Origin of the sequence: Klebsiella sp. H-Nf2, from assembly GCF_002806645.1 — a bacterium.
Classification (GTDB): Bacteria; Pseudomonadota; Gammaproteobacteria; order Enterobacterales; family Enterobacteriaceae; genus Klebsiella; species Klebsiella variicola.
Genome location: NZ_PIBL01000009.1, coordinates 82267 through 103835 on the forward strand (window position 1 = coordinate 82267; position 21569 = coordinate 103835).

Below are 21569 nucleotides of genomic sequence, written 5' to 3' on the forward strand. Positions count from 1 at the left end.
ATATGACTTTCATCATCAGGAAATGTTATGAAACCGACCACCATTGCCCTGCTGCAGAAATGCAAACAGGAAAAGAAGCGCTTTGCCACCATTACCGCCTACGACCATAGCTTCGCGAAGCTGTTCGCCGATGAAGGCATTAATGTGCTGCTGGTGGGCGATTCCCTGGGAATGACGGTACAGGGTCACGACTCCACCCTGCCGGTCACCGTGGAAGATATCGCCTATCACACCCGCGCCGTCCGCCGCGGTGCGCCGAACAGCCTGCTGCTTGCCGACCTGCCGTTCATGGCCTACGCCACTCCCGAACAGACCTTCGAAAATGCGGCCATCGTGATGCGCGCTGGCGCCAATATGGTCAAACTCGAAGGCGGCGCCTGGCTGGCCGATACCGTGAAGATGCTGGCGGAACGCGCGGTGCCGGTTTGCGGCCACCTCGGCCTCACGCCGCAGTCGGTAAACGTATTCGGCGGGTATAAAGTGCAGGGGCGCGGCGATGCGGCGCAGACCCTGTTTGAAGACGCGTTAGCGCTGGAAGCGGCTGGCGCGCAGCTGCTGGTGCTGGAGTGCGTGCCGGTAGAACTGGCGAAACGCATTACCGAAGCCCTGACCATTCCGGTGATCGGCATCGGCGCGGGCAACGTCACCGACGGGCAGATCCTGGTGATGCATGACGCATTCGGGATCACCGGCGGCCACATCCCTAAATTCGCCAAGAATTTCCTTGCCGAAGCGGGCGACATCCGCGCCGCGGTACGGCAGTATATTGCCGAAGTTGAATCCGGGGTCTATCCGGGCGAAGAACACAGTTTCCATTAAGGAGTCTTGTTGTGCTGATTATTGAATCCGTGCTGCTGCTGCGTCAGCATATCCGCCGTCTGCGTCAGGAAGGTAAGCGTATCGCGCTGGTTCCGACGATGGGCAACCTGCATGATGGTCATATGAAGCTGGTTGATGAGGCTAAAGCCAGCGCGGACGTGGTGGTGGTCAGTATTTTCGTCAATCCGATGCAGTTTGACCGCGCCGACGACCTGGCACGCTACCCGCGTACCCTGCAGGATGATTGCGAAAAGCTGAACAAGCGCCATGTCGACTTTGTCTTCGCACCGACGCCGGCGGAAGTCTACCCGCAGGGCACCGAAGGCCAGACCTACGTCGACGTCCCTGGCCTGTCCACTATGCTGGAAGGCGCCAGCCGCCCGGGCCATTTCCGCGGCGTGTCGACCATCGTCAGTAAGCTGTTCAATCTGGTTCAGCCGGACGTCGCCTGCTTCGGCGAGAAAGACTTCCAGCAGCTGGCGCTGATCCGCAAGATGGTCGCTGACATGGGCTACGATATCGAGATTATCGGCGTACCGATCGTCCGCGCGAAAGATGGCCTGGCGCTGAGTTCGCGCAATGGCTACCTGACCGCCGACCAGCGCAAAATCGCTCCCGGCCTGTACAAGGTGCTGAGCACGGTGGCGGAAAAACTGGCCGCCGGCGATCGCCAACTCGACGAGATCATCGCTATCGCTGAACAGGAGCTGAATGAAAAAGGCTTCCGCGCCGACGACATTCAGATCCGCGATGCCGACACCCTGCTTGAGCTGACAGATGCCAGCCAGCGCGCGGTGATCCTGATGGCCGCCTGGCTGGGGCAGGCCCGCCTGATCGACAACCAGATCGTCACGCTCGGTCAGTAGACAGCGGGTAAAAATCGGGCAATACTTGCCCGGGCTTTTCTCAGGGCGGACGACCTGTCCGCTCTGCTACATTAAGGTTGAAGGGTAGAAGTTATGATGCGTAATATGCTGCAGGGCAAGCTCCACCGCGTAAAAGTCACGCAGGCTGACCTGCACTATGAAGGTTCATGCGCCATTGACCAGGATTTCCTGGATGCGGCCGGTATTCTGGAGAATGAAACCATTCACCTCTGGAACGTCACCAACGGCAACCGTTTCTCCACCTACGCCATTGCCGCCGAACGTGGTTCCAGAATCATCTCCGTCAACGGCGCCGCCGCGCACTGCGCCAGCGTCGGCGATATCCTGATCATCGCCAGCTTCGTCACCATGTCGGACGAAGAGGCGCGCACCTGGCAGCCCAACATCGCCTACTTCGAAGGCGACAACGAAATGAAGCGCCAGGCGAAAGCCATTCCGGTTCAGGTCGCCTGATGACCGCGGCGCTGCGCTCAGGCACAGCGCCGGTGTTACCCCTGCGGCTGGTTACTGATCAGCCGCGACATCGTCTCCAGCGAATCCGTGCGTAAGATATATAACCGCTTCAGCAGAAACGGATTGTCCCCCGGCTTCACCTTCCCCCGCACCGTCGTCACCGCCATATGAAATCCGGCGTCATTCGCCGCCTGCACCGCCGTGGCGTTATAGCCGCCGAAGGGATAGGAAAGGTAGAGAACATGCGGATTAAACTGGCTGAGCGCCCGGCGCGAGTGGGCGAAATCAAACAGAATATTATGGTAATTGCGGCTGAATAAAATCGGCCGGCGGCTGGCGTCAATCCGATGCAGGAAGTGGGTATGCGACTGAATATCAAAAACATCCTGGATCTGCCTTAGCTCAGAAATACTCATGAACTGCAGCGATTTCGGATCCCATTTCTGCGGATGGCGCTTAATACGCGAGGAGATAATAAATGCAGTGGCATGGAAGCCATACTGTTTCAGCACCGGATAGGCGTAACGGTTTACCGATTTCAGGCCGTCATCGAAGGTAATGACCACTGCCCGCGCCGGAAGGTTGATTTTATTACGCACATAGCCTTCCAGTTGATACAAGGTCAGCGTGGTATAGCCCTGATCGCGCAGCCAGGTCATCTGGTTGTTGAAGGCGCGTACCGAGGTGGTGGTCGAGGTATGGCGGAAACGGGTGTTCTCTTCGTCGCGCAGAATGTGGTGATAGGTCAGCACGGGAATACCGTTATCTTCCTGCGCATCCAGACTGCTGACCCACGCCAGCCGGTCGCCAATGCGGATCTGAAACCAGGTCTGATTGAGCCGGTCTTTCAGCTTGCTGAGGATCGGATAGCGCAGATTAGTGGCCAGCGTACCAAACGGCACGCTGCTCACTGAAGGAGCGTCATAGAGCGGAGTATCTTTCCAGGTGAGTAAATTCTGGTTACTCAACGGTTTATTGAGATCCCCCAGTCGGTCCTCCACTCGCTGTTTACCCTGTACCGGCTCGAGGTGGCCTTTATCAATAAACCCGGTGCCGAAGCCGAAGCGAAATTCATAATAGTCAGCCGCCGTCGGGACGACCGCGAGGATCTGCCCGGCACGCACATTGCCGACGCTGACCACACGGTTCCCCACCTGCGCCCAGATGACCGCATCTTCGGTAGTCTGCATATAGCGTACAGGCTTGCCCTGCTGGCTAAGCAGGCTGGCGGAAGCGCTGAGCGAGGTCAGTAAAAAAAGAAACGTAAAAAATCGGGCAAGCATGCGCATCGAACCGGTAAACCATCAACGGCAGTTATTGTAACAAAAGCAGCATCTGTCACGCTGCTTAATTTCCGAAGGTATCATGGCGCAAGCGGAACGGGGGATTCTTCTGCTGCTGATGCCACAAGCTGCTCACCATCGGCCCGCCCGCACTGACGATAGTCTGACGGAACGCCTCGCTGCTTAACGTGCCCCGCAGCAGATACATTCGCTCAAGTAATGAATAGCTGACGCCGGAGATCACTTCGCAATGGGTATGCTTGTGGCTCATCAGCGCGGCGGCCCGATAAGGTGCCGCGCCGGTTCTGTCGGTCAGGAAAATGACGCCATCCCCGGAGTCGGTGGCATGCAGCGCATCGCACATCATCCGGCTCAACATATTACTGCTGAGATTGCGCCAGTAATTGACCGCCCGACACTGGGCCAGCGGACCAAACTTTTGTTCAAGACGATCCAGCATCTCCTGCGCCAGCTCATCGTGACAGGTAATAACCCAACCAAGCATGCTTCCCTCCTTAGCCAGCAAACAATGTAGCAAGGGGAGGATGGCGTATCGGTGATGGCGGTCAAAGATAAGCGGTTAGCGCTTCGCGTATTGGCGTCAGGAAGCGCTAACCGTGATGAGCATCAGCTGCGCAGGCCGCGGCCGCGCTGGATTAACGACCAGCAAAGCAGATAGAAGGCGACGATGAAGACCACCAGCACCGCAAAGGTCGTCACCAGCGGCACATCGTTGATACCCAGGAAGCCGAAGCGGAAACCGCTGATCATGTAGACGATGGGATTCAGATGCGACAGCCCCTGCCAGAACGGCGGCAGCAGGGTCAGCGAGTAGAACACCCCGCCGAGGTAGGTCAGCGGCGTCAGCACAAAGGTCGGGATCAGGCTGATGTCGTCAAAGGTCTTGGCAAACACCGCGTTCAACAGGCCCGCCAGCGAGAACAGCACCGCGGTGAGGAGCAGCGTCAGGGCGACAAACAGCCAGGAGTGAACCTGGAACGGCACAAAGAACAACGACACCGCCGTCACCAGGATACCCACGCACAGCCCGCGCGCCACGCCACCGCCAACGTAGCCGGCGATAATGACATGCGTTGGCACCGGCGCCACCAGCAGCTCTTCAATATTGCGCTGAAACTTGGCGCTGAAGAACGACGAGGCGACATTGGCGTAAGCGTTGGTGATCACCGCCATCATGATCAGGCCCGGCACGATAAACTGCATATAGGTAAAGCCATGCATCTCGCCGATGCGCGACCCGATCAGGTTGCCAAAAATCACGAAGTACAGGGTCATGGTGATCACCGGCGGCACCAGCGTCTGGATCCAGATGCGCATAAAACGGTGGATCTCTTTGGTCCAGATGCTTTTCAGCGCGACCCAATAAAGCTGCATCATGCTGACTCTCCTTTTCGCTCATGCACCAGCGTGACAAACAGCTCTTCCAGACGGTTAGCTTTGTTACGCATACTCAGTACCTGCACCCCCTGGGCGCTCAGTTGGGCAAAGACGCTGTTAATCCCCTGCTCGCGCAGAACCTCGACTTCCAGCGTCGAGGTATCGACCAGCTGGTACTGGTAGCCTTCGAGCTTCGGTACCGGGCTTTTTGGCGCGAGGTCAAGAATAAAGGTCTCAGACTTCAGCTTCGACAGCAGCGCTTTCATCGAGGTGTTTTCCACCAGCGCGCCGTGCTGGATGATGCCGATGTTGCGGCACAGCATTTCGGCCTCTTCGAGATAGTGGGTGGTCAGGATAATGGTGGTCCCGCGATCGTTCAGATCCTTGAGAAAGCCCCACATTGAGCGACGCAGTTCAATATCGACGCCAGCGGTCGGTTCGTCGAGGATCAGCAGCTTCGGCTCATGCATTAACGCGCGGGCGATCATCAGGCGACGCTTCATCCCGCCGGAGAGCATCCGCGCGCGTTCGTTGCGTTTTTCCCACAGATCGAGCTGTTTTAGGTATTTTTCGCTGCGGGCGACGGCTTCTTTGCGTTCCACGCCATAGTAGCCCGCCTGGTTAACGACAATCTGTTGCACGGTCTCGAACGGGTTGAAGTTAAACTCCTGCGGCACCAGGCCAAGCTGACGCTTGGCGTTGACGACATCTTTTTCCAGATCGTAGCCAAAGACATTGACCTGACCGGAGGTTTTATTCACCAGCGAACTGATGATGCCGATAGTCGTGGATTTTCCGGCCCCGTTCGGCCCCAGCAGGGCATAGAAATCCCCCGCCTCGACCTGCAGGTCGATTCCCCGCAGCGCCTGAACCCCGCCGGGGTAGGTTTTTTTGAGCTGTTTTAATTCCAGAGCAATGGTCATTAAATATCTCTTCTCGTGTCGTGACACGTCATTAACCCGCCTGACTCACGTTTGCGTTCTACTGGCGCTGGCGCCGCCAACGCATCGGTAGCCTGACGTATCACGGGTTAAGATGGTTTTAAAAAAGGTGAGCTTACCCTATATTAGCGCAACGCACTTACTTGGTTACAGGCCGATAACGTCCATGAATGATATAGATACACTCATCAGCAATAATGCACTATGGTCAAAAATGCTGGTGGAAGAGGACCCCGGCTTTTTTGAGAAACTGTCGCAGGCGCAGAAACCGCGCTTTCTGTGGATTGGCTGCTCTGACAGCCGCGTTCCCGCTGAGCGACTTACCGGCCTGGAACCAGGCGAACTGTTTGTCCATCGTAACGTCGCCAATCTGGTGATCCACACCGACCTGAACTGCCTGTCGGTGGTGCAGTATGCCGTCGATGTCCTCGAAGTCGAGCACATTATTATTTGCGGCCACTACGGCTGCGGCGGCGTGCAGGCGGCGGTGGAAAACCCGGAGCTGGGGCTCATCGACAACTGGCTGCTGCATATCCGCGATATCTGGTTTAAGCACAGCTCACTGCTGGGTGAAATGCCGGAGGAGCGCCGTCTGGATACCCTTTGCGAACTGAACGTGATGGAGCAGGTATACAACCTGGGACATTCGACGATTATGCAATCGGCGTGGAAGCGCGGACAGAAGGTCACCATCCACGGCTGGGCATACGGCATTCACGACGGGCTGCTGCGCGATCTGGATGTCACCGCTGTGAGCCGGGAAACCCTCGAACAGCGCTATCGCCACGGGATCTCCAACCTCAAGATCAAGCATATCAACCACAAATAGCCTTCAGGCTTAGCCACCCTGGAGAGCGCGGCGCGCGCTGTCCAGAGTGGGATATCTCTTACTCGTCCAGCAGGGTGACTTTGCCAATATACGGCAGATGACGGTAGCGCTGGGCGTAGTCGATACCGTAGCCCACCACGAACTCGTCCGGAATGGCGAAACCGACGAACTCAACCGGGACGTTGACTTCACGACGGCTTGGTTTATCCAGCAGCGTACAAATGGCCAGCGATTTCGGCTCGCGCAGGCTGAGGATCTCACGCACTTTAGACAGGGTATTGCCGGAGTCGATGATGTCTTCCACGATCAGTACGTCTTTACCGCGGATGTCTTCATCCAGATCTTTGAGGATTTTCACATCACGGGTAGTGGACATGCCGCTGCCGTAACTGGAGGCGGTCATAAAATCGACTTCATGCGGCACCTGCACTTCACGGCACAGGTCGGCCATGAACATAAATGAGCCGCGCAGCAGCCCCACCAGCACCATTTCGCTGCCGCTGTCCTGGTAATGTTCGTTGATTTGACGACCCAGTTCCGCGATGCGCGCTTTGATCTCGGTTTCCGGGATCATCACTTCTACAGTATGTTTCATAAGACTAACCATTTGATTCTAAATATAAATCATCAAAGCCGCTGCTTTCGCCCCGACGATGACCGGCAAGCCATCCAGTATACCAGCAAAAAGAAATCTTCGGTGCAGGGATTAATAAAGCCATATTTGTGATTCCGATCACACTTGTTAAAACCTATAATTAATTGCAGTTAAAAAATTAACAAACATACGAGTAACTTTCTATGGCTGAAACAAAGTCTCAACAATCAAGGCTCCTGGTGACGCTGACTGCGCTATTTGCAGCGTTCTGCGGCCTCTATCTTTTAATCGGCGGAGCATGGCTGGTCGTGCTTGGCGGCTCCTGGTACTACCCCATCGCCGGTCTGGTGATGCTGGGCGTGACCGTGATGCTGCTGCGCGGCAAACGCGCTGCGCTGTGGCTGTACGCCGCGCTGCTGCTGGCGACCATGATCTGGGGCGTCTGGGAAGTCGGCTTCGACTTCTGGGCGCTAACGCCGCGTAGCGACATCCTCGTCTTCTTTGGTATCTGGCTGATCCTGCCCTTTGTCTGGCGCCGTCTGCCCTCCCCTTCCACTGGCGCCGTAGGCGCGCTGGTCGTCGCCCTGCTGATCAGCGGCGGCATGCTGACCTGGGCCGGCTTTAACGACCCGCAGGAAGTCAACGGTACCCTGAGCGCCGACGCCACCCCGGCCGCGCCGATCTCCACCGTCGCCGACGGTGACTGGCCGGCGTATGGTCGTAACCAGGAAGGCCAGCGCTTCTCCCCACTGAAGCAGATTAACGCCGACAACGTGAAGAACCTGAAGGAAGCCTGGGTATTCCGCACCGGCGACCTGAAGCAACCGAACGACCCGGGTGAAATCACTAACGAAGTGACGCCGATTAAAGTCGGCGACACGCTCTTCCTGTGTACCGCCCACCAGCGTCTGTTCGCGCTGGACGCGGCCACCGGTAAAGAGAAGTGGCATTTTGACCCGCAGCTGAACGCCGATCCGTCGTTCCAGCACGTCACCTGCCGCGGCGTCTCTTATCACGAAGCCAAAGCGGATAACGCCCCTGCTGACGTCGTCGCCGACTGTCCGCGCCGCATTATCCTGCCGGTGAACGATGGCCGCCTGTTCGCGGTAAATGCCGACAACGGTAAGCTGTGCGAAACCTTTGCCAATAAAGGTATTCTCAACCTGCAGACCAACATGCCGGTCACCACGCCGGGTATGTATGAACCCACTTCTCCGCCGATTATCACCGATAAGACCATCGTGATTGCTGGCGCGGTCACCGATAACTTCTCTACCCGCGAGCCGTCTGGCGTGATCCGCGGCTTTGATGTGAATACCGGTAAACTGCTGTGGGCCTTCGATCCGGGCGCGAAAGATCCGAACGCCATCCCGAGCGATGAGCATCACTTCACACTCAACTCACCGAACTCCTGGGCGCCTGCCGCCTACGACGCTAAGCTGGATCTGGTCTATCTGCCGATGGGCGTGACCACCCCGGATATCTGGGGCGGCAACCGCACGCCGGAGCAAGAGCGTTACGCCAGCTCGATTGTGGCGCTGAACGCCACCACTGGTAAGCTGGCCTGGAGCTACCAGACCGTCCACCACGATCTGTGGGATATGGATATGCCCTCCCAGCCGACGCTGGCGGACATTGAGGTTAATGGTAAAACCGTACCAGTCGTCTATGCCCCGGCGAAAACCGGCAACATCTTCGTACTGGATCGCCGTAATGGCGAGCTGGTGGTCCCGGCCCCGGAAAAACCGGTTCCGCAGGGCGCTGCCAAAGGGGATTACGTCGCCAAAACTCAGCCGTTCTCCGATCTGAGCTTCCGTCCGAAGAAAGATCTGACCGGGGCGGACATGTGGGGCGCCACCATGTTCGATCAGCTGGTGTGCCGCGTGATCTTCCACCAGATGCGCTATGAAGGTATCTTCACCCCGCCATCTGAGCAGGGCACTCTCGTCTTCCCGGGTAACCTGGGGATGTTTGAATGGGGCGGTATCTCCGTCGATCCGAACCGTCAGGTGGCTATTGCCAACCCGATGGCGCTGCCGTTCGTCTCTAAACTGATCCCACGCGGCCCGGGCAACCCGATGGAGCCGCCGAAAGATGCGAAAGGCTCTGGCACCGAGTCCGGCGTGCAGCCACAGTACGGCGTCCCGTACGGCGTCACTCTGAATCCGTTCCTGTCGCCGTTCGGTCTGCCGTGCAAACAGCCGGCCTGGGGCTATATCTCCGCGCTGGATCTGAAAACCAACGAAGTGGTATGGAAAAAACGTATCGGTACTCCGCAGGATAGCCTGCCGTTCCCGATGCCGGTTAAGCTGCCGTTCACCATGGGGATGCCGATGCTTGGCGGTCCGATCTCCACGGCCGGTAACGTCCTGTTCATCGGTGCGACCGCAGATAACTACCTGCGCGCGTACAATATGAGCAACGGCGAGAAGCTGTGGGAAGCCCGTCTGCCAGCCGGCGGTCAGGCCACCCCAATGACCTACGAAGTGAATGGCAAACAGTATGTTGTCATCTCTGCCGGCGGTCACGGCTCGTTCGGTACCAAAATGGGCGATTACATCGTCGCCTATGCGCTCCCGGATGACGCCAAATAAAACGCAAAACGGCAACGAAAGTTGCCGTTTTTTTGTGTTTATCCCTTCTCCCCATGGAAGATGGCAGCAGGCCGCCGAGCCCTAAACCGTGAATCCCAACATCATCCCGGTGTCTTCATGCTCCAGCAGGTGGCAGTGGGCCATATAGGCAAACTCCTTCGGCGCTGGATGATCAAACTTCACTAACACTTCACTGACGTCACCTTCCACACGGACGGTATCTTTCCAGCCGCTGCGGTGGGCGGCTGGCGGTTTGCCGTTCTCGCTGAGGATGCGGAACTGGGTGCCGTGGATATGGAACGGATGCAGCATCATGTCGCCCTTACCCGATATCACCCAGCGCTCGTACTGGCCTCTGGCTGCGGCAAACATCGGCACATTCATGTCGAAGGCTTTGCCGTTGATGCGGTTGGCGTTATGGAAATCAAACCCCTTGCCTGACGACATGTCATGATCCCGACCAGCCCCGTGGTTCATATTGCTCATGTCACCGTGGTGCATATTGCTCATGTCGCCCATGCCGCCATGCCCCATCATGCCGTGGTCCATTCCCGCCATCGCCTGGTCGCCATACTTTTCCATCAGCGCCTGCATGCCCATCCTGTCGAGCATCGGATCCATCGACAGCTGGAGCTGACGCTGCGTCAGCCCCGTCAGGGACGGTAGCGCTGGCAGCGCGGCCAGCGTATCCAGCAGTTTGCCGGAGGCGGGAATGACCAGTGGCTGAACGCGCAGCACCGGCTGCGGTTTATCAAAAGGCGCAATAGCCATGCCCATCTGGCTCACCGGCAGGGTCACCAGATCGAAAGGTTTACCGTCGCTGGTGTCCACCAGCACCTCAAAGCGTTCCCCCATCAATACCGGCAATTCATCGACCTTGACCGGCTCGGCCAACAGACCGCCGTCACTGGCCACCACGTACAGCGGACGCTTATCGCTGGTGGCAAAATTGAGGGAACGGGCATTACAGCCGTTTAGCAAGCGCAGACGGAGCCAGCCGCGCGGGGCGGCATGTTCGGGATAGAGAGCGCCATTGGTCAGCAGCGTATCGCCAAACCAGCCGACGGCGGCGCTCATCACATCCAGCTGGTAGTCGATCTCGCCGGCGGCGGTGAACTTCTTGTCCTGGACAATCACCGGCACATCATCGATTCCCCATTGCTTAGGCAGCAGCAGGCGTCCGCTCTCTTCATCCTCGATCAGCACCAGGCCGGCCAGCCCCATCGCCACCTGCCGGCCGGTGGTCCCGTGTTGATGCGGATGAAACCAGCAGGTGGCCGCCCGCTGCGTCGGCGTGAAGCTCACCGTACGGGTGGCGCCCGGGGCGATAACGCCCTGCGGCCCCCCGTCGACCTCGCCCGGGACCTCCAGACCATGCCAGTGCAGCGTGGTCTCTTCCGCCAGCTGGTTGGTAATGTCCACCGTGATGGCCTTCCCCTGCGTCAACTGTAGCGCAGGACCCAGCAGCGAACCGTTATAGCCCCAGGTGGTGGCGTGCAGAGCGCCAAACTGCGTTTTGCCCGCCTGGATCGTCAGGGCGATACGGTTGCGCGCATCGGCCGTCAACAGCGTCGGTATCGGCAGAGCCGGGCGACTGGCCGCAAAAACCGCACGGCTCCATAGCGGTAATGCACTGGCCACGCTGACCGCGGCGGTCAGTTTGAGGAAGTCTCGACGTTGCATATTCACATCCTTTTTATTCTGCGGGCGAATATTTGAGCTTAAACCCTACCGTAACGGGAAGGTCAAGCAGAAGAGTAAGAATAAAGATCGGCGCTGTGTAAAGAAGTATGCTAATTTGAAGCGTCGGTGATCTAATGGTAGAAAAAATGAAGACGCTTTTCAGAACAATGGTACTCGGCAGCCTGCTTGCTCTCTCCGCCAACAGCTACGCGCTCAGCGAATCAGAAGCAGAAGATATGGCTGATTTAACCGCGGTTTTTGTGTTTCTGAAAAACGACTGTGGCTACCAGAACCTGCCCAATACACAGATCCGACGCGCGCTGGTGTTCTTTGCCCAACAGAACCAGTGGGACCTGAGCAACTACGACAGCTACAACATGAAAGCGCTTGGCGAGGACAGCTACCGCGATCTCAGCGGTATTAACATCCCGACGGCGAAAAAATGCAAAGCGCTGGCCCGCGATTCGCTCAGCCTGTTGGCTTACGTCAAATAATCTCCTGCGCGGACAGTCACGCTCCGCGCTGTTACCGTTTCATTTGTCACCTCTCAATATTTATATTTATTATTGTATATAAACAAACCTTATTTAATTGCAAACCCATCAATTCGCCAAATAAATTAAACCCCTAATAATGATGAATGACTAAAAAACTAATAAAATATCATTACTCATATATTGCAAAATAAAAAGCACCCTTCTAGAATCCGGTGAAAATATACCTACTTCATGGACTGAAATTGTGAATATCTCTCCGACTCTCCGTATTATCCCGCTCGCCGCACTTTTATTAGTGGGCTGTAGCAATACCTCATCTCGCCAGCAGGTAAAACCGATCACCACGCCGCTCACATCACAGCAGCAGGCTGAGCAGGAGCGAGCGGCCAGCGAACAGGAGCGTATTGAGTCCTGCCGAAAGGCGCTGGATTCACTTAAAGAGGTGAACCCACAGCAGGCAACTAAACTCAGCAATGAGTTCAATGCCCTGGTGCGTTCGGCATCACAATACAACAACGTGCGCGAGAAAGTGGCCGATCCCACCCGACTGGGCATTGACTCCATGTATCAGTTTAAATCCATCAAACTGTGTTCCGATATCCAGAAAACGCTGATCGATACCCTGGTACAGCGTGGTGAAAACAAACTGCCATGAACAAACCCGCCACGCTGACCCCTAAAGCACCACTGCTGATGCTCGTCGCGGCGCTGGCGCTTTCAACCTCATTCTACGCCGGTGCTACGCCGGCTTTTCTCGATTACGCCCAGCAGCAAACTCAGCAAGCTCAGGCGCAAGAAGAGAAAAGCGCGGCGGCCACAGCAAAGCAAGCGTCAGGCGCTCGCCAGAACGCGGACAATAAAAAAACGACGGCCAATAACGCACAGTTGCAAAAAAGAATCGCCAGCCAGCAGGCAACGATCGCGCAAAAAGATAAAACTATTCAACAATTAAAAAAACAGCTTACCGCCACGCCAGCCACGGAAACGTCCATTGCGAATGAGCAAGCGGCGTTAAATAATAAAATAAAACAATTACAGCTCGCCTTAACCGCCGCCACGGCGGAAAATGAGACGTTAATTAAAAAGGAAGCGGTTGCCCAGAATAATACTCTGCAACAGAGCCAGGCTGCCGCACTTAAGCAGATCCAACAATTAACGTCGCAGCTTCAGAGCGTCGAAGCGGAAAATAAACGGCTCAGCGCCAGCCTCACCACGCTGAATACGGATAAACAAACGCTGACCACCCGGCTGGCCGCCGCGGAAAAAGCACAGCAGACCGCGCTCGGCCAGCTCAAAGCCCTCGACACAGACAAGCAGTCACTCACCGCCCGGCTGATGGCTGCGGAAAAAGAGAAACAGACCGCTCTCGACCAGGCCAAAGCCCTTAACGCCGACAAACAGCCGCTGGCCACCCGACTGGCCGCGGCGGAAAAAGAGAAGCTGTCCGCTCTCGAACAGGTCAAAGCGCTGACCACCGATAAGCAGTCGCTGACTATCCGGCTCGACGCCGCGGAGAAAACGCAGCAGGCCGCCCTCGACCAGGTCAAGGCGCTGAACGCCGACAAGCAGTCCTTGACCACCCGACTGGCCGCCGCGGAAAAAGCGCCAACGACCCGCCCTGATCCAGCCGCAGCGCCAAAAAATGAGCCACCGGAGATGGCGGTGGTTGTTGCGGCCTACCGCCTGCAGGCGGACAAAGACAACGCCCAGCTACGGATGAAAGAAGATGAAATCCAACTGCTGAGAACACAGCTTTCTGTACAGTCCAAAACGCGTAGCGGCGAGAGCGCCAACATCAAACTCAGCGCATCCGGAGAACAGCAGGCTTACGCGATCGGCGCCTCGATGGGAACAGAAGCCCTTAACGTCCTCACCACCCGTCGCACTCAGGGGATTACCGTCGACGCCGGGCTGGTGTTACGGGGTATCGAAGATGCCTTTAGCGGCCAGCTTCGTCTCGGAGAACAAGAGCGTAACAAGGCGCTGTTTGACGTCTCACAGCAGGTTTTCCAGAACCTGAATAAAATCGAGCAGAAAAACATCAGTGCCGGTAAGAAATATCAGCAGACGTTTGCGCGCAAAAAAGATGTGGTCTTCAAAGATGGCGTCTACAGTCGTATCGATTATCCAGGCAAAGGAAAAATAAGCGGTAACGATCTGGTCACCGTAGTAATCAAAGAGATGCTGACGGACGGGACAGTGATCAACGATATGGAAGCGAAAGATCAGGCGCTCACCCAGAAGCTGGATGCCTATCCCCCGGTGTTTCGCGGACCGCTGCAACGTCTGCAGAACCATGGATCCTTGACGCTGGTCGTCCCGCCCGAAAAAGCCTATGGCAGTAAAGGATTGCCACCGAAAATCCCGCCTGGCGCCACCATGGTTTATTCCGTGCGGATAGTAGATACCCAACCCGCACCGGCGAAATAATCTCGTCCACCTCACCGCCCTCCCCGGGCGGTGGCGGTTATTCCTGCCGCATTGCTGCAATAACCGCCGTGCATCCTCATCTATAGTTGTCTATGATGTTGCACTCGTTTTACGGGTGTAACAGATGTTAACGAAGAGGAGCCTCACCGTGGCCGATAATCCACTGTGGCATGAAACGCTGCATGACCATTTTGGTCAGTACTTTAGCGTTGATAACGTGCTGTACCACGAAAAAACCGATCATCAGGATTTGATCATCTTCGACAACCGCGCCTTTGGCCGGGTGATGGCGCTGGATGGCGTCGTACAAACCACCGAACGTGATGAGTTTATCTATCACGAAATGATGACCCACGTGCCGCTGCTGGCCCACGGCAACGCGAAGCATGTCCTGATCATCGGCGGCGGCGACGGCGCGATGCTGCGCGAAGTCTCTCGTCACCGTAGCATCGAAACCATCACCATGGTGGAAATCGATGCCGGGGTGGTCTCATTCTGCCGTCAGTACCTGCCCAACCATAGCGCCGGGGCCTACGACGATCCGCGCTTCACGCTGGTGATTGATGATGGCGTCAATTTTGTTAACCAGACGACGCAAACGTTTGACGTGATCATTTCGGACTGTACCGACCCTATTGGTCCGGGCGAAAGCCTGTTCACCTCGGCTTTTTATGAAGGCTGCAAACGCTGCCTGAACCCGGGGGGCGTATTCGTTGCGCAAAACGGCGTTTGTTTCCTGCAGCAGGACGAAGCGGTCGGAAGCCATCGCAAGCTGAGCCATTATTTTCGCGACGTCAGCTTCTACCAGGCAGCCATCCCAACCTATTACGGCGGGATCATGACCTTTGCCTGGGCGAGCGACAACGAGGCGTTGCGCCATCTCTCCAGCGAAATCATTCAGGCGCGCTTTCACAAAGCCAACCTGACCTGCCGTTACTACAATCCGGCAATTCATACGGCGGCCTTCGCCTTACCACAATATCTGCATGATGCTCTGTCCGCACCGTGACGCGAAGTAAGGGGGTGAACTAAATTGAAAAAATTGAAGCTGCACGGCTTTAACAACCTGACCAAAAGCCTGAGTTTTTGTATCTACGATATCTGTTACGCCAAAACGGCGGAAGAGCGCGACGGCTACATCGCCTATATCGACGAACTCTATAATGCCAATCGCCTGACGGAGATCCTGACAGAAACCTGTTCTATTATTGGCGCCAATATCCTGAATATCGCCCGCCAGGATTATGAACCCCAGGGTGCCAGCGTGACCATTCTGGTCAGCGAAGAGCCTGTCGATCCCAAGCTTATCGACCAAACCGAACATCCAGGTCCGCTACCGGAAACCGTGGTCGCCCATCTCGATAAGAGCCATATCTGCGTGCATACCTACCCGGAGAGCCATCCGGAAGGCGGCCTGTGCACCTTCCGCGCCGATATCGAAGTCTCTACCTGCGGGGTCATTTCACCGCTCAAAGCGCTGAACTATCTGATCCACCAGCTGGAATCGGACATTGTGACCATTGACTACCGCGTGCGCGGCTTTACCCGCGATATCAATGGGATGAAGCATTTTATCGATCATGAAATCAATTCGATTCAGAACTTTATGTCCGATGACATTAAGTCGTTGTATGACATGGTCGATGTGAACGTTTATCAGGAAAATATCTTCCATACCAAAATGTTGCTCAAGGAATTTGACCTTAAGCACTACATGTTCCATACCCGACCGGAAGAGTTGACCGCCGAAGAGCGCAAGGTCATTACCGACCTGCTGTGGAAAGAGATGCGCGAGATTTACTACGGCCGCAATATTCCTGCCGTGTAATATTGGAAATGCCCGGTGGCGCTTGTGCTTGCCGGGCCTGTGGTACTGCGCCGCCTGGTCGCCCAGGTAAGGCACCAGCCGCTACCCGGGGATTTCCCCTGCTCACGCTACGCTTAGCAGGGCTACGGTCTTGCGCCACCCGGCATAATTAACGCTGCTGCATAAATTCACGATAAGCGGCAACGACCTGCAGGAAATCCTCCACGCCGCAGAGAGAGAGGCTTTCTTCGTCGTAGTAGCTCATCCCCTCCTCGATTTCATCGCCAGAAAATTCCAGCTGATTGGCGCGGATCATCACCTCTTCGCCATCCAGCCACAGCGTATATTCATGGCCAGCCCGCTGCCAGGAACGTTCACTGCCCTTCACGGTGCGTGCAGCCTGCTCTACTTCATCAAGCAGGGCAAGATTGTCTTTCACCTCTTCGTTGAACCAGTGGCCAATCGCCTCGTGATCCATCGACATTCGCACCTTTACCACTCCGGTAATATCGCGCAGAAATTCGTAGTCCATAGTCTTTTCCTCTGCAAGGGCAATGCGTCACCGCTGCACTGTACCCATGCAGTAATTATCGCAGCAGACAGAAAGAAAAAAAGCGTAACGGGCAGGAGGTTTGGAAATAAAAATGCCCGGTGATGCAATGTTCACCGGGCATTGAGGAGTTTGTCGCCAAACGGTCAGCCGGGCTGACCGAATGGTTTTACACCGCGGTCTGGAAGATCACGCCGTCAGCTTTTTCAGTGTACTGATCCAGCTGGTTGAAGTTCAGATAACGGTAGGTATCTTCCGCTGTCTTATCCACCTGCGCCACGAAGGTCTGGTACTCTTCCGGCGTTGGCAGTTTGCCGAGCAGAGAAGCCACCGCTGCCAGCTCGGCAGAGGCCAGATAGACGTTAGCGCCGGTACCTAAACGGTTCGGGAAGTTACGGGTAGAGGTGGAAACCACCGTTGCACCGTCGGCCACGCGCGCCTGGTTACCCATACACAGGGAACAGCCAGGGATTTCGATACGCGCTCCGCTCTTACCAAACACACTATAGTAGCCTTCTTCGGTCAGCTGCGCGGCGTCCATACGGGTTGGCGGCGCCACCCACAGGCGAGTCGGCAGCTGGCCTTTGTGGCTGTCCAGCAGCTTACCGGCAGCACGGAAGTGGCCGATGTTGGTCATGCAGGAACCGATGAACACTTCGTCGATCTTCTCGCCCTGCACGTCAGACAGCAGACGGGCATCGTCCGGATCGTTCGGCGCGCACAGGATTGGCTCTTTGATATCCGCCAGATCGATATCGATCACTGCCGCGTATTCCGCGTCAGCGTCGGCTTCCAGCAGCTGCGGATCCGCCAGCCATTTTTCCATGCCCTGGATACGGCGTTCCAGCGTACGGCGGTCGCCGTAGCCTTCGGCGATCATCCACTTCAGCAGGACGATGTTGGAGTTCAGATACTCAACGATCGGCTCTTTGTTCAGCTTGATAGTACAGCCAGCAGCAGAACGTTCAGCGGACGCATCGGTCAGTTCAAATGCCTGCTCGACTTTCAGATCCGGCAGACCTTCGATCTCCAGGATACGGCCAGAGAAGATGTTTTTCTTACCTTTCTTCTCAACGGTCAGCAGGCCCTGCTTGATGGCATACAGCGGGATGGCGTGAACCAGGTCGCGCAGGGTGATACCCGGCTGCATTTTCCCTTTGAAGCGCACCAGCACCGATTCCGGCATATCCAACGGCATCACGCCGGTCGCAGCGGCGAAGGCCACCAGACCAGAGCCCGCCGGGAAGGAGATACCGATTGGGAAACGGGTGTGGGAGTCACCGCCGGTACCCACGGTATCCGGCAGCAGCATACGGTTCAGCCAGGAGTGGATAACGCCATCGCCCGGACGCAGAGAAACACCGCCGCGGTTCATGATGAAGTCCGGCAGGGTATGGTGCGTGGTCACGTCAACCGGCTTCGGATAAGCCGCAGTATGGCAGAAGGACTGCATCACCAGGTCAGCGGAGAAGCCCAGACACGCCAAGTCTTTCAGTTCATCACGGGTCATTGGACCGGTGGTGTCCTGAGAACCGACGGAGGTCATCTTCGGCTCGCAGTAGGCGCCCGGACGGATACCGGCAACGCCGCAGGCGCGGCCAACCATTTTCTGCGCCAGAGAGAAGCCGCGGTTGCTTTCCGCCACGTCTTTCGCCTGACGGAATACATCGCTGTGCGGCAGACCCAACGCTTCGCGCGCTTTGGTGGTCAGGCCGCGGCCGATGATCAGCGGAATACGGCCACCGGCGCGCACTTCGTCGATCAGCACATCGGTTTTCAGCTCGAAGCTGGCCAGCAGTTCGTTGGTCTCGTGGTTACGCACTTCGCCTTTGAACGGGTAAACGTCAATCACGTCGCCCATGTTCAGGTTGTTCACGTCCACTTCGATAGGCAGCGCGCCCGCATCTTCCATGGTATTGAAGAAGATTGGGGCAATTTTGCCGCCCAGGCACAGGCCGCCGCCGCGCTTGTTCGGCACGTTCGGGATATCGTCGCCCATAAACCACAGCACCGAGTTGGTGGCGGATTTACGCGAAGAACCGGTACCGACAACGTCGCCGACGTAGGCCAGCGGGTAGCCTTTCTGCTGCAGCGCTTCGATTTGTTTAATCGGGCCGACCGCACCCGGCTGATCCGGCTCAATACCTTCGCGGGCGTTTTTCAGCATCGCCAGCGCATGCAGTGGGATATCCGGGCGAGACCAGGCATCCGGCGCCGGAGACAGGTCATCGGTATTGGTTTCGCCGGTGACCTTGAAGACGGTAACGGTGATTTTCTCTGCCAGCTGCGGGCGGTTCAGGAACCACTCAGCATCAGCCCAGGATTGCATGACCCGTTTAGCATGCTCATTGCCTGCTTTTGCTTTCTCTTCTACGTCGTAGAAGTTATCGAACATCAGCAGAGTATGAGACAGCGCTTTCGCGGCAATCGGCGCCAGTTTCGCGTCGTCCAGCGCATCAATCAGCGGGTGAATGTTGTAACCGCCCTGCATGGTGCCCAGCAGTTCAATGGCTTTTTCAGGGGTTACCAGGGGGGAGGTCGCTTCGCCTTTGGCGATCGCGGCAAGGAATCCAGCTTTAACATAGGCGGCTTCGTCAACGCCCGGCGGTACACGGTTAATCAGCAGGTCTAACAGGAATTCTTCTTCGCCCGCAGGCGGGTTTTTCAGCAGTTCTACCAGCGCGGCCATTTGGGTTGCATCTAAGGGTTTGGCAACAATCCCCATGGCGGCACGCTCAGCTACGTGCTTACGGTATTCTTCTAGCACGACGGTTCTCCTCGCTCTCATTGTCATAATGCGGCCTACACGTCTTCAATCAATCTGCTTCGGTATTGGCAGTTTGCCGCCTTGACGCATCTTGAAGGATTTAGTGGCTGGGCGATTTTCTTCACGCTCCTGTGAGACAGCAGTTTGTAGGGTAAATGCCCGATACCGCGTCGGCAGCATAGCAGGATTTTTGAAAGGTGTTAATCTGTTTACAAAAAAGCAACATTAAAATTTAGCTGAATCGTTAAGGGCAGGATATTGCAGGCTTTCTGTTCAAATCCCGCGACAAAAATTCCTCTCGGTGTCGAGTTTGCTGGGCCGATCCCAACAAAAATCAAAAAAAAACACACCACTTACATATACTCAGCAGACGAGCCGTTTTCGCCGATACTTAAGCGAGATGGGTTACTTTTTGGGTCAGGAGCTTCTATGTCACTGCCGTTCAAACCCCATATTATCGCCCTGGTCTGCAGCGCAGGCTTACTCGCGGCGGCGGGAACACTCTATGTGCAAAGCCGTACCCCAGAGACGGTCACTGAAGCGACGGCGCAGCCTGCACCGACACCTGCGCCAACCCCAGCCACGCCACCTGCCACCGCACAACCGGCAGCCACCACCTATACGCCAGCGCAGATTGATCAGTGGGTCGCGCCCATCGCGCTTTATCCGGACAGTTTGCTGTCGCAGGTGCTGATGGCCTCCACCTATCCGGACAACGTCATGCAGGCGGTGCAGTGGTCCCAGGACAATCCTACCCTGAAAGGTGACGCGGCCGTGCAGGAGGTGACCAGCCAGCCGTGGGATCCCAGCGTCAAATCCCTTGTCGCCTTCCCAGCCCTGCTGGCGATGATGGGCGAGAACCCGCCGTGGGTAGAAAACCTCGGCAACGCTTTTTTGGCCCAGCCACACGATGTGATGGACTCGGTGCAGCGCCTGCGCACCATTGCCCAGCAGACCGGGACGCTGAAATCCACGCCGCAGCAGAAAGTGATTGTCACCGCTGCTGCGCCTGCACCGACCACTACTGCAAAAAGCAACACCGTATCAACGTCAACCACTACCGCGGCGGCGCCCGCGCCGACCCAGGTCATTAAAATAGAACCGACCGACCCGCAGGTGGTGTATGTCCCGAACTACAACCCTGCCTCGGTCTATGGCACCTGGCCGAATAGCGCCTATCCGCCGGTCTACCTGCCGCCCCCTCCCGGCGAGCAGTTTACCGACAGCTTCGTCAAAGGCTTTGGTTACAGCCTCGGCGTCGCCACGACCTGGGCGCTGTTTAGCAGCATCGACTGGGATGATGATGACTACCACCATCACGATGACGACTACCACCGCGGCGACTACTCGCACAATGGCGATAACATCAATATCAATGTGAATAATTTCAACCACATTACCGGGCAGAATCTGCCGGGCAACCGCGTTAACTGGCAACACAACCCTGCCTATCGCGGAAACGTGCCTTATCCCGATAATACCGTCGCCCAGCGTTTCCATCAGACCAACGTTGCCGGTGGACTGAGCGCCACCCAGCATACGCCGGTCGATCGCGATGCCCAGCGCCAGGCGGCAATGACCCAGCTTCAGCAGCGCAATGCGCCGGCGGCCACAGCGGGTAACCTGGCGGCAAACAATCCCTCGCGTGATGCCCAACGTCAGGCAGCCTCGGCGCAATTAAAACAAGCTACCCAGCGCAGCAACTATCGCGGTTACGACAGCACACCGACCCAGCAGCAGCGTCGCGATGCGGCAAAAACGCAGTTGAAAAATCCCACGCCGCAGCAACAGCAGCGTCGAGAAACCGTCAAAAGCCGCGAGCAGAACCCGACACCTCAGCAGCAACAGCGTCGGCAGCAGCAGGTTAGTCATTTACGTACCAGCGCTCTTAGCGGCAACGAAAGCCGCGCCCCCTCCTGGCAAGCGCAGCAGGAACGGGGACTGCAAAGCCGCCAGTTTTCCGGCGTAAACCGCGAACAGCGCAACGGCGCCAGAGAACGTTCTTCCGAACACCATGAACTGCGCCGCCGCTGAGG

20 protein-coding genes are annotated in these 21569 nt (G+C 56.7%); 11 read left to right on the forward strand and 9 right to left on the reverse strand.

Annotation, left to right across the window (positions count from 1 at the left end; all coding sequences use genetic code 11):
- Positions 1 to 27: 27 nt before the first annotated feature.
- The 3 genes from panB (at position 28) to panD (ending at position 2159) form a co-directional block, all read left to right on the forward strand.
- Positions 28 to 819 (forward strand): 3-methyl-2-oxobutanoate hydroxymethyltransferase, encoded by a 792-nt coding sequence (gene panB, locus CWM58_RS19830; protein WP_025714105.1) that lies wholly within the window; start codon positions 28 to 30, stop codon positions 817 to 819.
- Between the two features lie 11 nt (positions 820 to 830).
- The gene (gene panC / locus CWM58_RS19835; RefSeq protein ID WP_100681603.1) at positions 831 to 1685 is read left to right on the forward strand and encodes a pantoate--beta-alanine ligase; all 855 of its coding nucleotides are present in this window, start codon (positions 831 to 833) and stop codon (positions 1683 to 1685) included.
- Between the two features lie 93 nt (positions 1686 to 1778).
- A complete protein-coding gene (gene panD, locus CWM58_RS19840) occupies positions 1779 to 2159 on the forward strand; it encodes an aspartate 1-decarboxylase (protein WP_008807395.1) in 381 nt (126 codons plus the stop codon).
- A 35-nt stretch (positions 2160 to 2194) separates the two neighbouring features.
- Here the strand turns inward: panD and CWM58_RS19845 are convergent, their stop codons facing one another.
- The 4 genes from CWM58_RS19845 to CWM58_RS19860 all read right to left on the reverse strand — a co-directional run bounded on the left by CWM58_RS19845 (position 2195) and on the right by CWM58_RS19860 (position 5763).
- Positions 2195 to 3448, reverse strand: coding sequence for a polysaccharide deacetylase family protein (locus tag CWM58_RS19845; RefSeq protein ID WP_100681604.1), 1254 nt, complete (start codon positions 3446 to 3448; stop codon positions 2195 to 2197).
- 58 nt (positions 3449 to 3506) lie between these two features.
- Positions 3507 to 3947, reverse strand: coding sequence for a PTS sugar transporter subunit IIA (locus CWM58_RS19850; protein ID WP_100681605.1), 441 nt, complete (start codon positions 3945 to 3947; stop codon positions 3507 to 3509).
- Between the two features lie 122 nt (positions 3948 to 4069).
- On the reverse strand, positions 4070 to 4840 hold the full coding sequence (locus tag CWM58_RS19855; protein ID WP_044614773.1) for an ABC transporter permease: 771 nt from the start codon (positions 4838 to 4840) through the stop codon (positions 4070 to 4072).
- On the reverse strand, positions 4837 to 5763 hold the full coding sequence (locus tag CWM58_RS19860) for an ABC transporter ATP-binding protein (protein WP_008807399.1): 927 nt from the start codon (positions 5761 to 5763) through the stop codon (positions 4837 to 4839). The genes CWM58_RS19855 and CWM58_RS19860 overlap by 4 nt, the downstream gene beginning before the upstream one ends.
- Positions 5764 to 5947: 184 nt before the next feature.
- Here CWM58_RS19860 and can point away from each other — a divergent pair, with 184 nt between their 5' ends.
- Complete coding sequence (can, locus tag CWM58_RS19865; RefSeq protein WP_012542834.1) at positions 5948 to 6610, forward strand: carbonate dehydratase; 663 nt, start codon at positions 5948 to 5950, stop codon at positions 6608 to 6610.
- Between the two features lie 58 nt (positions 6611 to 6668).
- Here the strand turns inward: can and hpt are convergent, their stop codons facing one another.
- Both hpt and CWM58_RS28780 read right to left on the reverse strand, forming a co-directional pair.
- Positions 6669 to 7205: a hypoxanthine phosphoribosyltransferase gene (gene hpt, locus CWM58_RS19870; RefSeq protein WP_023322073.1), complete on the reverse strand. Its 537-nt coding sequence runs from the start codon at positions 7203 to 7205 to the stop codon at positions 6669 to 6671.
- 4 nt (positions 7206 to 7209) lie between these two features.
- The gene (locus CWM58_RS28780) at positions 7210 to 7329 is read right to left on the reverse strand and encodes a hypothetical protein (RefSeq protein ID WP_012542835.1); all 120 of its coding nucleotides are present in this window, start codon (positions 7327 to 7329) and stop codon (positions 7210 to 7212) included.
- Positions 7330 to 7408: 79 nt separating this feature from the next.
- On the opposite strand from CWM58_RS28780, the gene CWM58_RS19875 reads away from it, so the two are divergent.
- A complete protein-coding gene (locus CWM58_RS19875) occupies positions 7409 to 9799 on the forward strand; it encodes a glucose/quinate/shikimate family membrane-bound PQQ-dependent dehydrogenase (RefSeq protein WP_061155736.1) in 2391 nt (796 codons plus the stop codon).
- Between the two features lie 81 nt (positions 9800 to 9880).
- Here the strand turns inward: CWM58_RS19875 and cueO are convergent, their stop codons facing one another.
- The gene (cueO, locus tag CWM58_RS19880; RefSeq protein ID WP_100681606.1) at positions 9881 to 11482 is read right to left on the reverse strand and encodes a multicopper oxidase CueO; all 1602 of its coding nucleotides are present in this window, start codon (positions 11480 to 11482) and stop codon (positions 9881 to 9883) included.
- Positions 11483 to 11628: 146 nt separating this feature from the next.
- On the opposite strand from cueO, the gene CWM58_RS19885 reads away from it, so the two are divergent.
- From CWM58_RS19885 to speD, 5 genes are all read left to right on the forward strand, one after another.
- On the forward strand, positions 11629 to 11976 hold the full coding sequence (locus CWM58_RS19885; protein WP_002888808.1) for a YacC family pilotin-like protein: 348 nt from the start codon (positions 11629 to 11631) through the stop codon (positions 11974 to 11976).
- A gap of 247 nt (positions 11977 to 12223) precedes the next feature.
- Positions 12224 to 12634 (forward strand): hypothetical protein, encoded by a 411-nt coding sequence (locus tag CWM58_RS19890; protein ID WP_061155738.1) that lies wholly within the window; start codon positions 12224 to 12226, stop codon positions 12632 to 12634.
- A 560-nt stretch (positions 12635 to 13194) separates the two neighbouring features.
- Positions 13195 to 14409, forward strand: coding sequence for an FKBP-type peptidyl-prolyl cis-trans isomerase (locus CWM58_RS19895; protein WP_165785828.1), 1215 nt, complete (start codon positions 13195 to 13197; stop codon positions 14407 to 14409).
- A 148-nt stretch (positions 14410 to 14557) separates the two neighbouring features.
- The gene (gene speE, locus CWM58_RS19900) at positions 14558 to 15418 is read left to right on the forward strand and encodes a polyamine aminopropyltransferase (protein ID WP_008807405.1); all 861 of its coding nucleotides are present in this window, start codon (positions 14558 to 14560) and stop codon (positions 15416 to 15418) included.
- 24 nt (positions 15419 to 15442) lie between these two features.
- A complete protein-coding gene (speD, locus tag CWM58_RS19905; protein ID WP_008807406.1) occupies positions 15443 to 16237 on the forward strand; it encodes an adenosylmethionine decarboxylase in 795 nt (264 codons plus the stop codon).
- Between the two features lie 148 nt (positions 16238 to 16385).
- Here speD and yacL read toward each other — a convergent pair whose 3' ends face one another.
- Positions 16386 to 16748 (reverse strand): protein YacL, encoded by a 363-nt coding sequence (gene yacL / locus CWM58_RS19910; protein ID WP_004204373.1) that lies wholly within the window; start codon positions 16746 to 16748, stop codon positions 16386 to 16388.
- 187 nt (positions 16749 to 16935) lie between these two features.
- On the reverse strand, positions 16936 to 19533 hold the full coding sequence (acnB, locus tag CWM58_RS19915; RefSeq protein WP_074386855.1) for a bifunctional aconitate hydratase 2/2-methylisocitrate dehydratase: 2598 nt from the start codon (positions 19531 to 19533) through the stop codon (positions 16936 to 16938).
- A gap of 429 nt (positions 19534 to 19962) precedes the next feature.
- On the opposite strand from acnB, the gene CWM58_RS19925 reads away from it, so the two are divergent.
- The gene (locus CWM58_RS19925; RefSeq protein WP_100681608.1) at positions 19963 to 21567 is read left to right on the forward strand and encodes a DUF3300 domain-containing protein; all 1605 of its coding nucleotides are present in this window, start codon (positions 19963 to 19965) and stop codon (positions 21565 to 21567) included.
- The last annotated feature ends 2 nt before the right edge of the window (positions 21568 to 21569 follow it).

Bases quoted from the DNA above. Each gene is read 5' to 3' on its own strand.
- panB (WP_025714105.1), top strand. From the start codon at position 28: ATGAAACCGACCACCATTGCCCTGCTGCAGAAATGCAAACAGGAAAAG.
- panD (WP_008807395.1), top strand. From the start codon at position 1,779: ATGATGCGTAATATGCTGCAGGGCAAGCTCCACCGCGTAAAAGTCACG.
- CWM58_RS19845 (WP_100681604.1), bottom strand. From the start codon at position 3,448: ATGCGCATGCTTGCCCGATTTTTTACGTTTCTTTTTTTACTGACCTCG.
- CWM58_RS19850 (WP_100681605.1), bottom strand. From the start codon at position 3,947: ATGCTTGGTTGGGTTATTACCTGTCACGATGAGCTGGCGCAGGAGATG.
- CWM58_RS19855 (WP_044614773.1), bottom strand. From the start codon at position 4,840: ATGATGCAGCTTTATTGGGTCGCGCTGAAAAGCATCTGGACCAAAGAG.
- CWM58_RS19860 (WP_008807399.1), bottom strand. From the start codon at position 5,763: ATGACCATTGCTCTGGAATTAAAACAGCTCAAAAAAACCTACCCCGGC.
- can (WP_012542834.1), top strand. From the start codon at position 5,948: ATGAATGATATAGATACACTCATCAGCAATAATGCACTATGGTCAAAA.
- hpt (WP_023322073.1), bottom strand. From the start codon at position 7,205: ATGAAACATACTGTAGAAGTGATGATCCCGGAAACCGAGATCAAAGCG.
- CWM58_RS28780 (WP_012542835.1), bottom strand. From the start codon at position 7,329: ATGGCTTTATTAATCCCTGCACCGAAGATTTCTTTTTGCTGGTATACT.
- CWM58_RS19875 (WP_061155736.1), top strand. From the start codon at position 7,409: ATGGCTGAAACAAAGTCTCAACAATCAAGGCTCCTGGTGACGCTGACT.
- cueO (WP_100681606.1), bottom strand. From the start codon at position 11,482: ATGCAACGTCGAGACTTCCTCAAACTGACCGCCGCGGTCAGCGTGGCC.
- CWM58_RS19885 (WP_002888808.1), top strand. From the start codon at position 11,629: ATGAAGACGCTTTTCAGAACAATGGTACTCGGCAGCCTGCTTGCTCTC.
- yacL (WP_004204373.1), bottom strand. From the start codon at position 16,748: ATGGACTACGAATTTCTGCGCGATATTACCGGAGTGGTAAAGGTGCGA.
- CWM58_RS19925 (WP_100681608.1), top strand. From the start codon at position 19,963: ATGTCACTGCCGTTCAAACCCCATATTATCGCCCTGGTCTGCAGCGCA.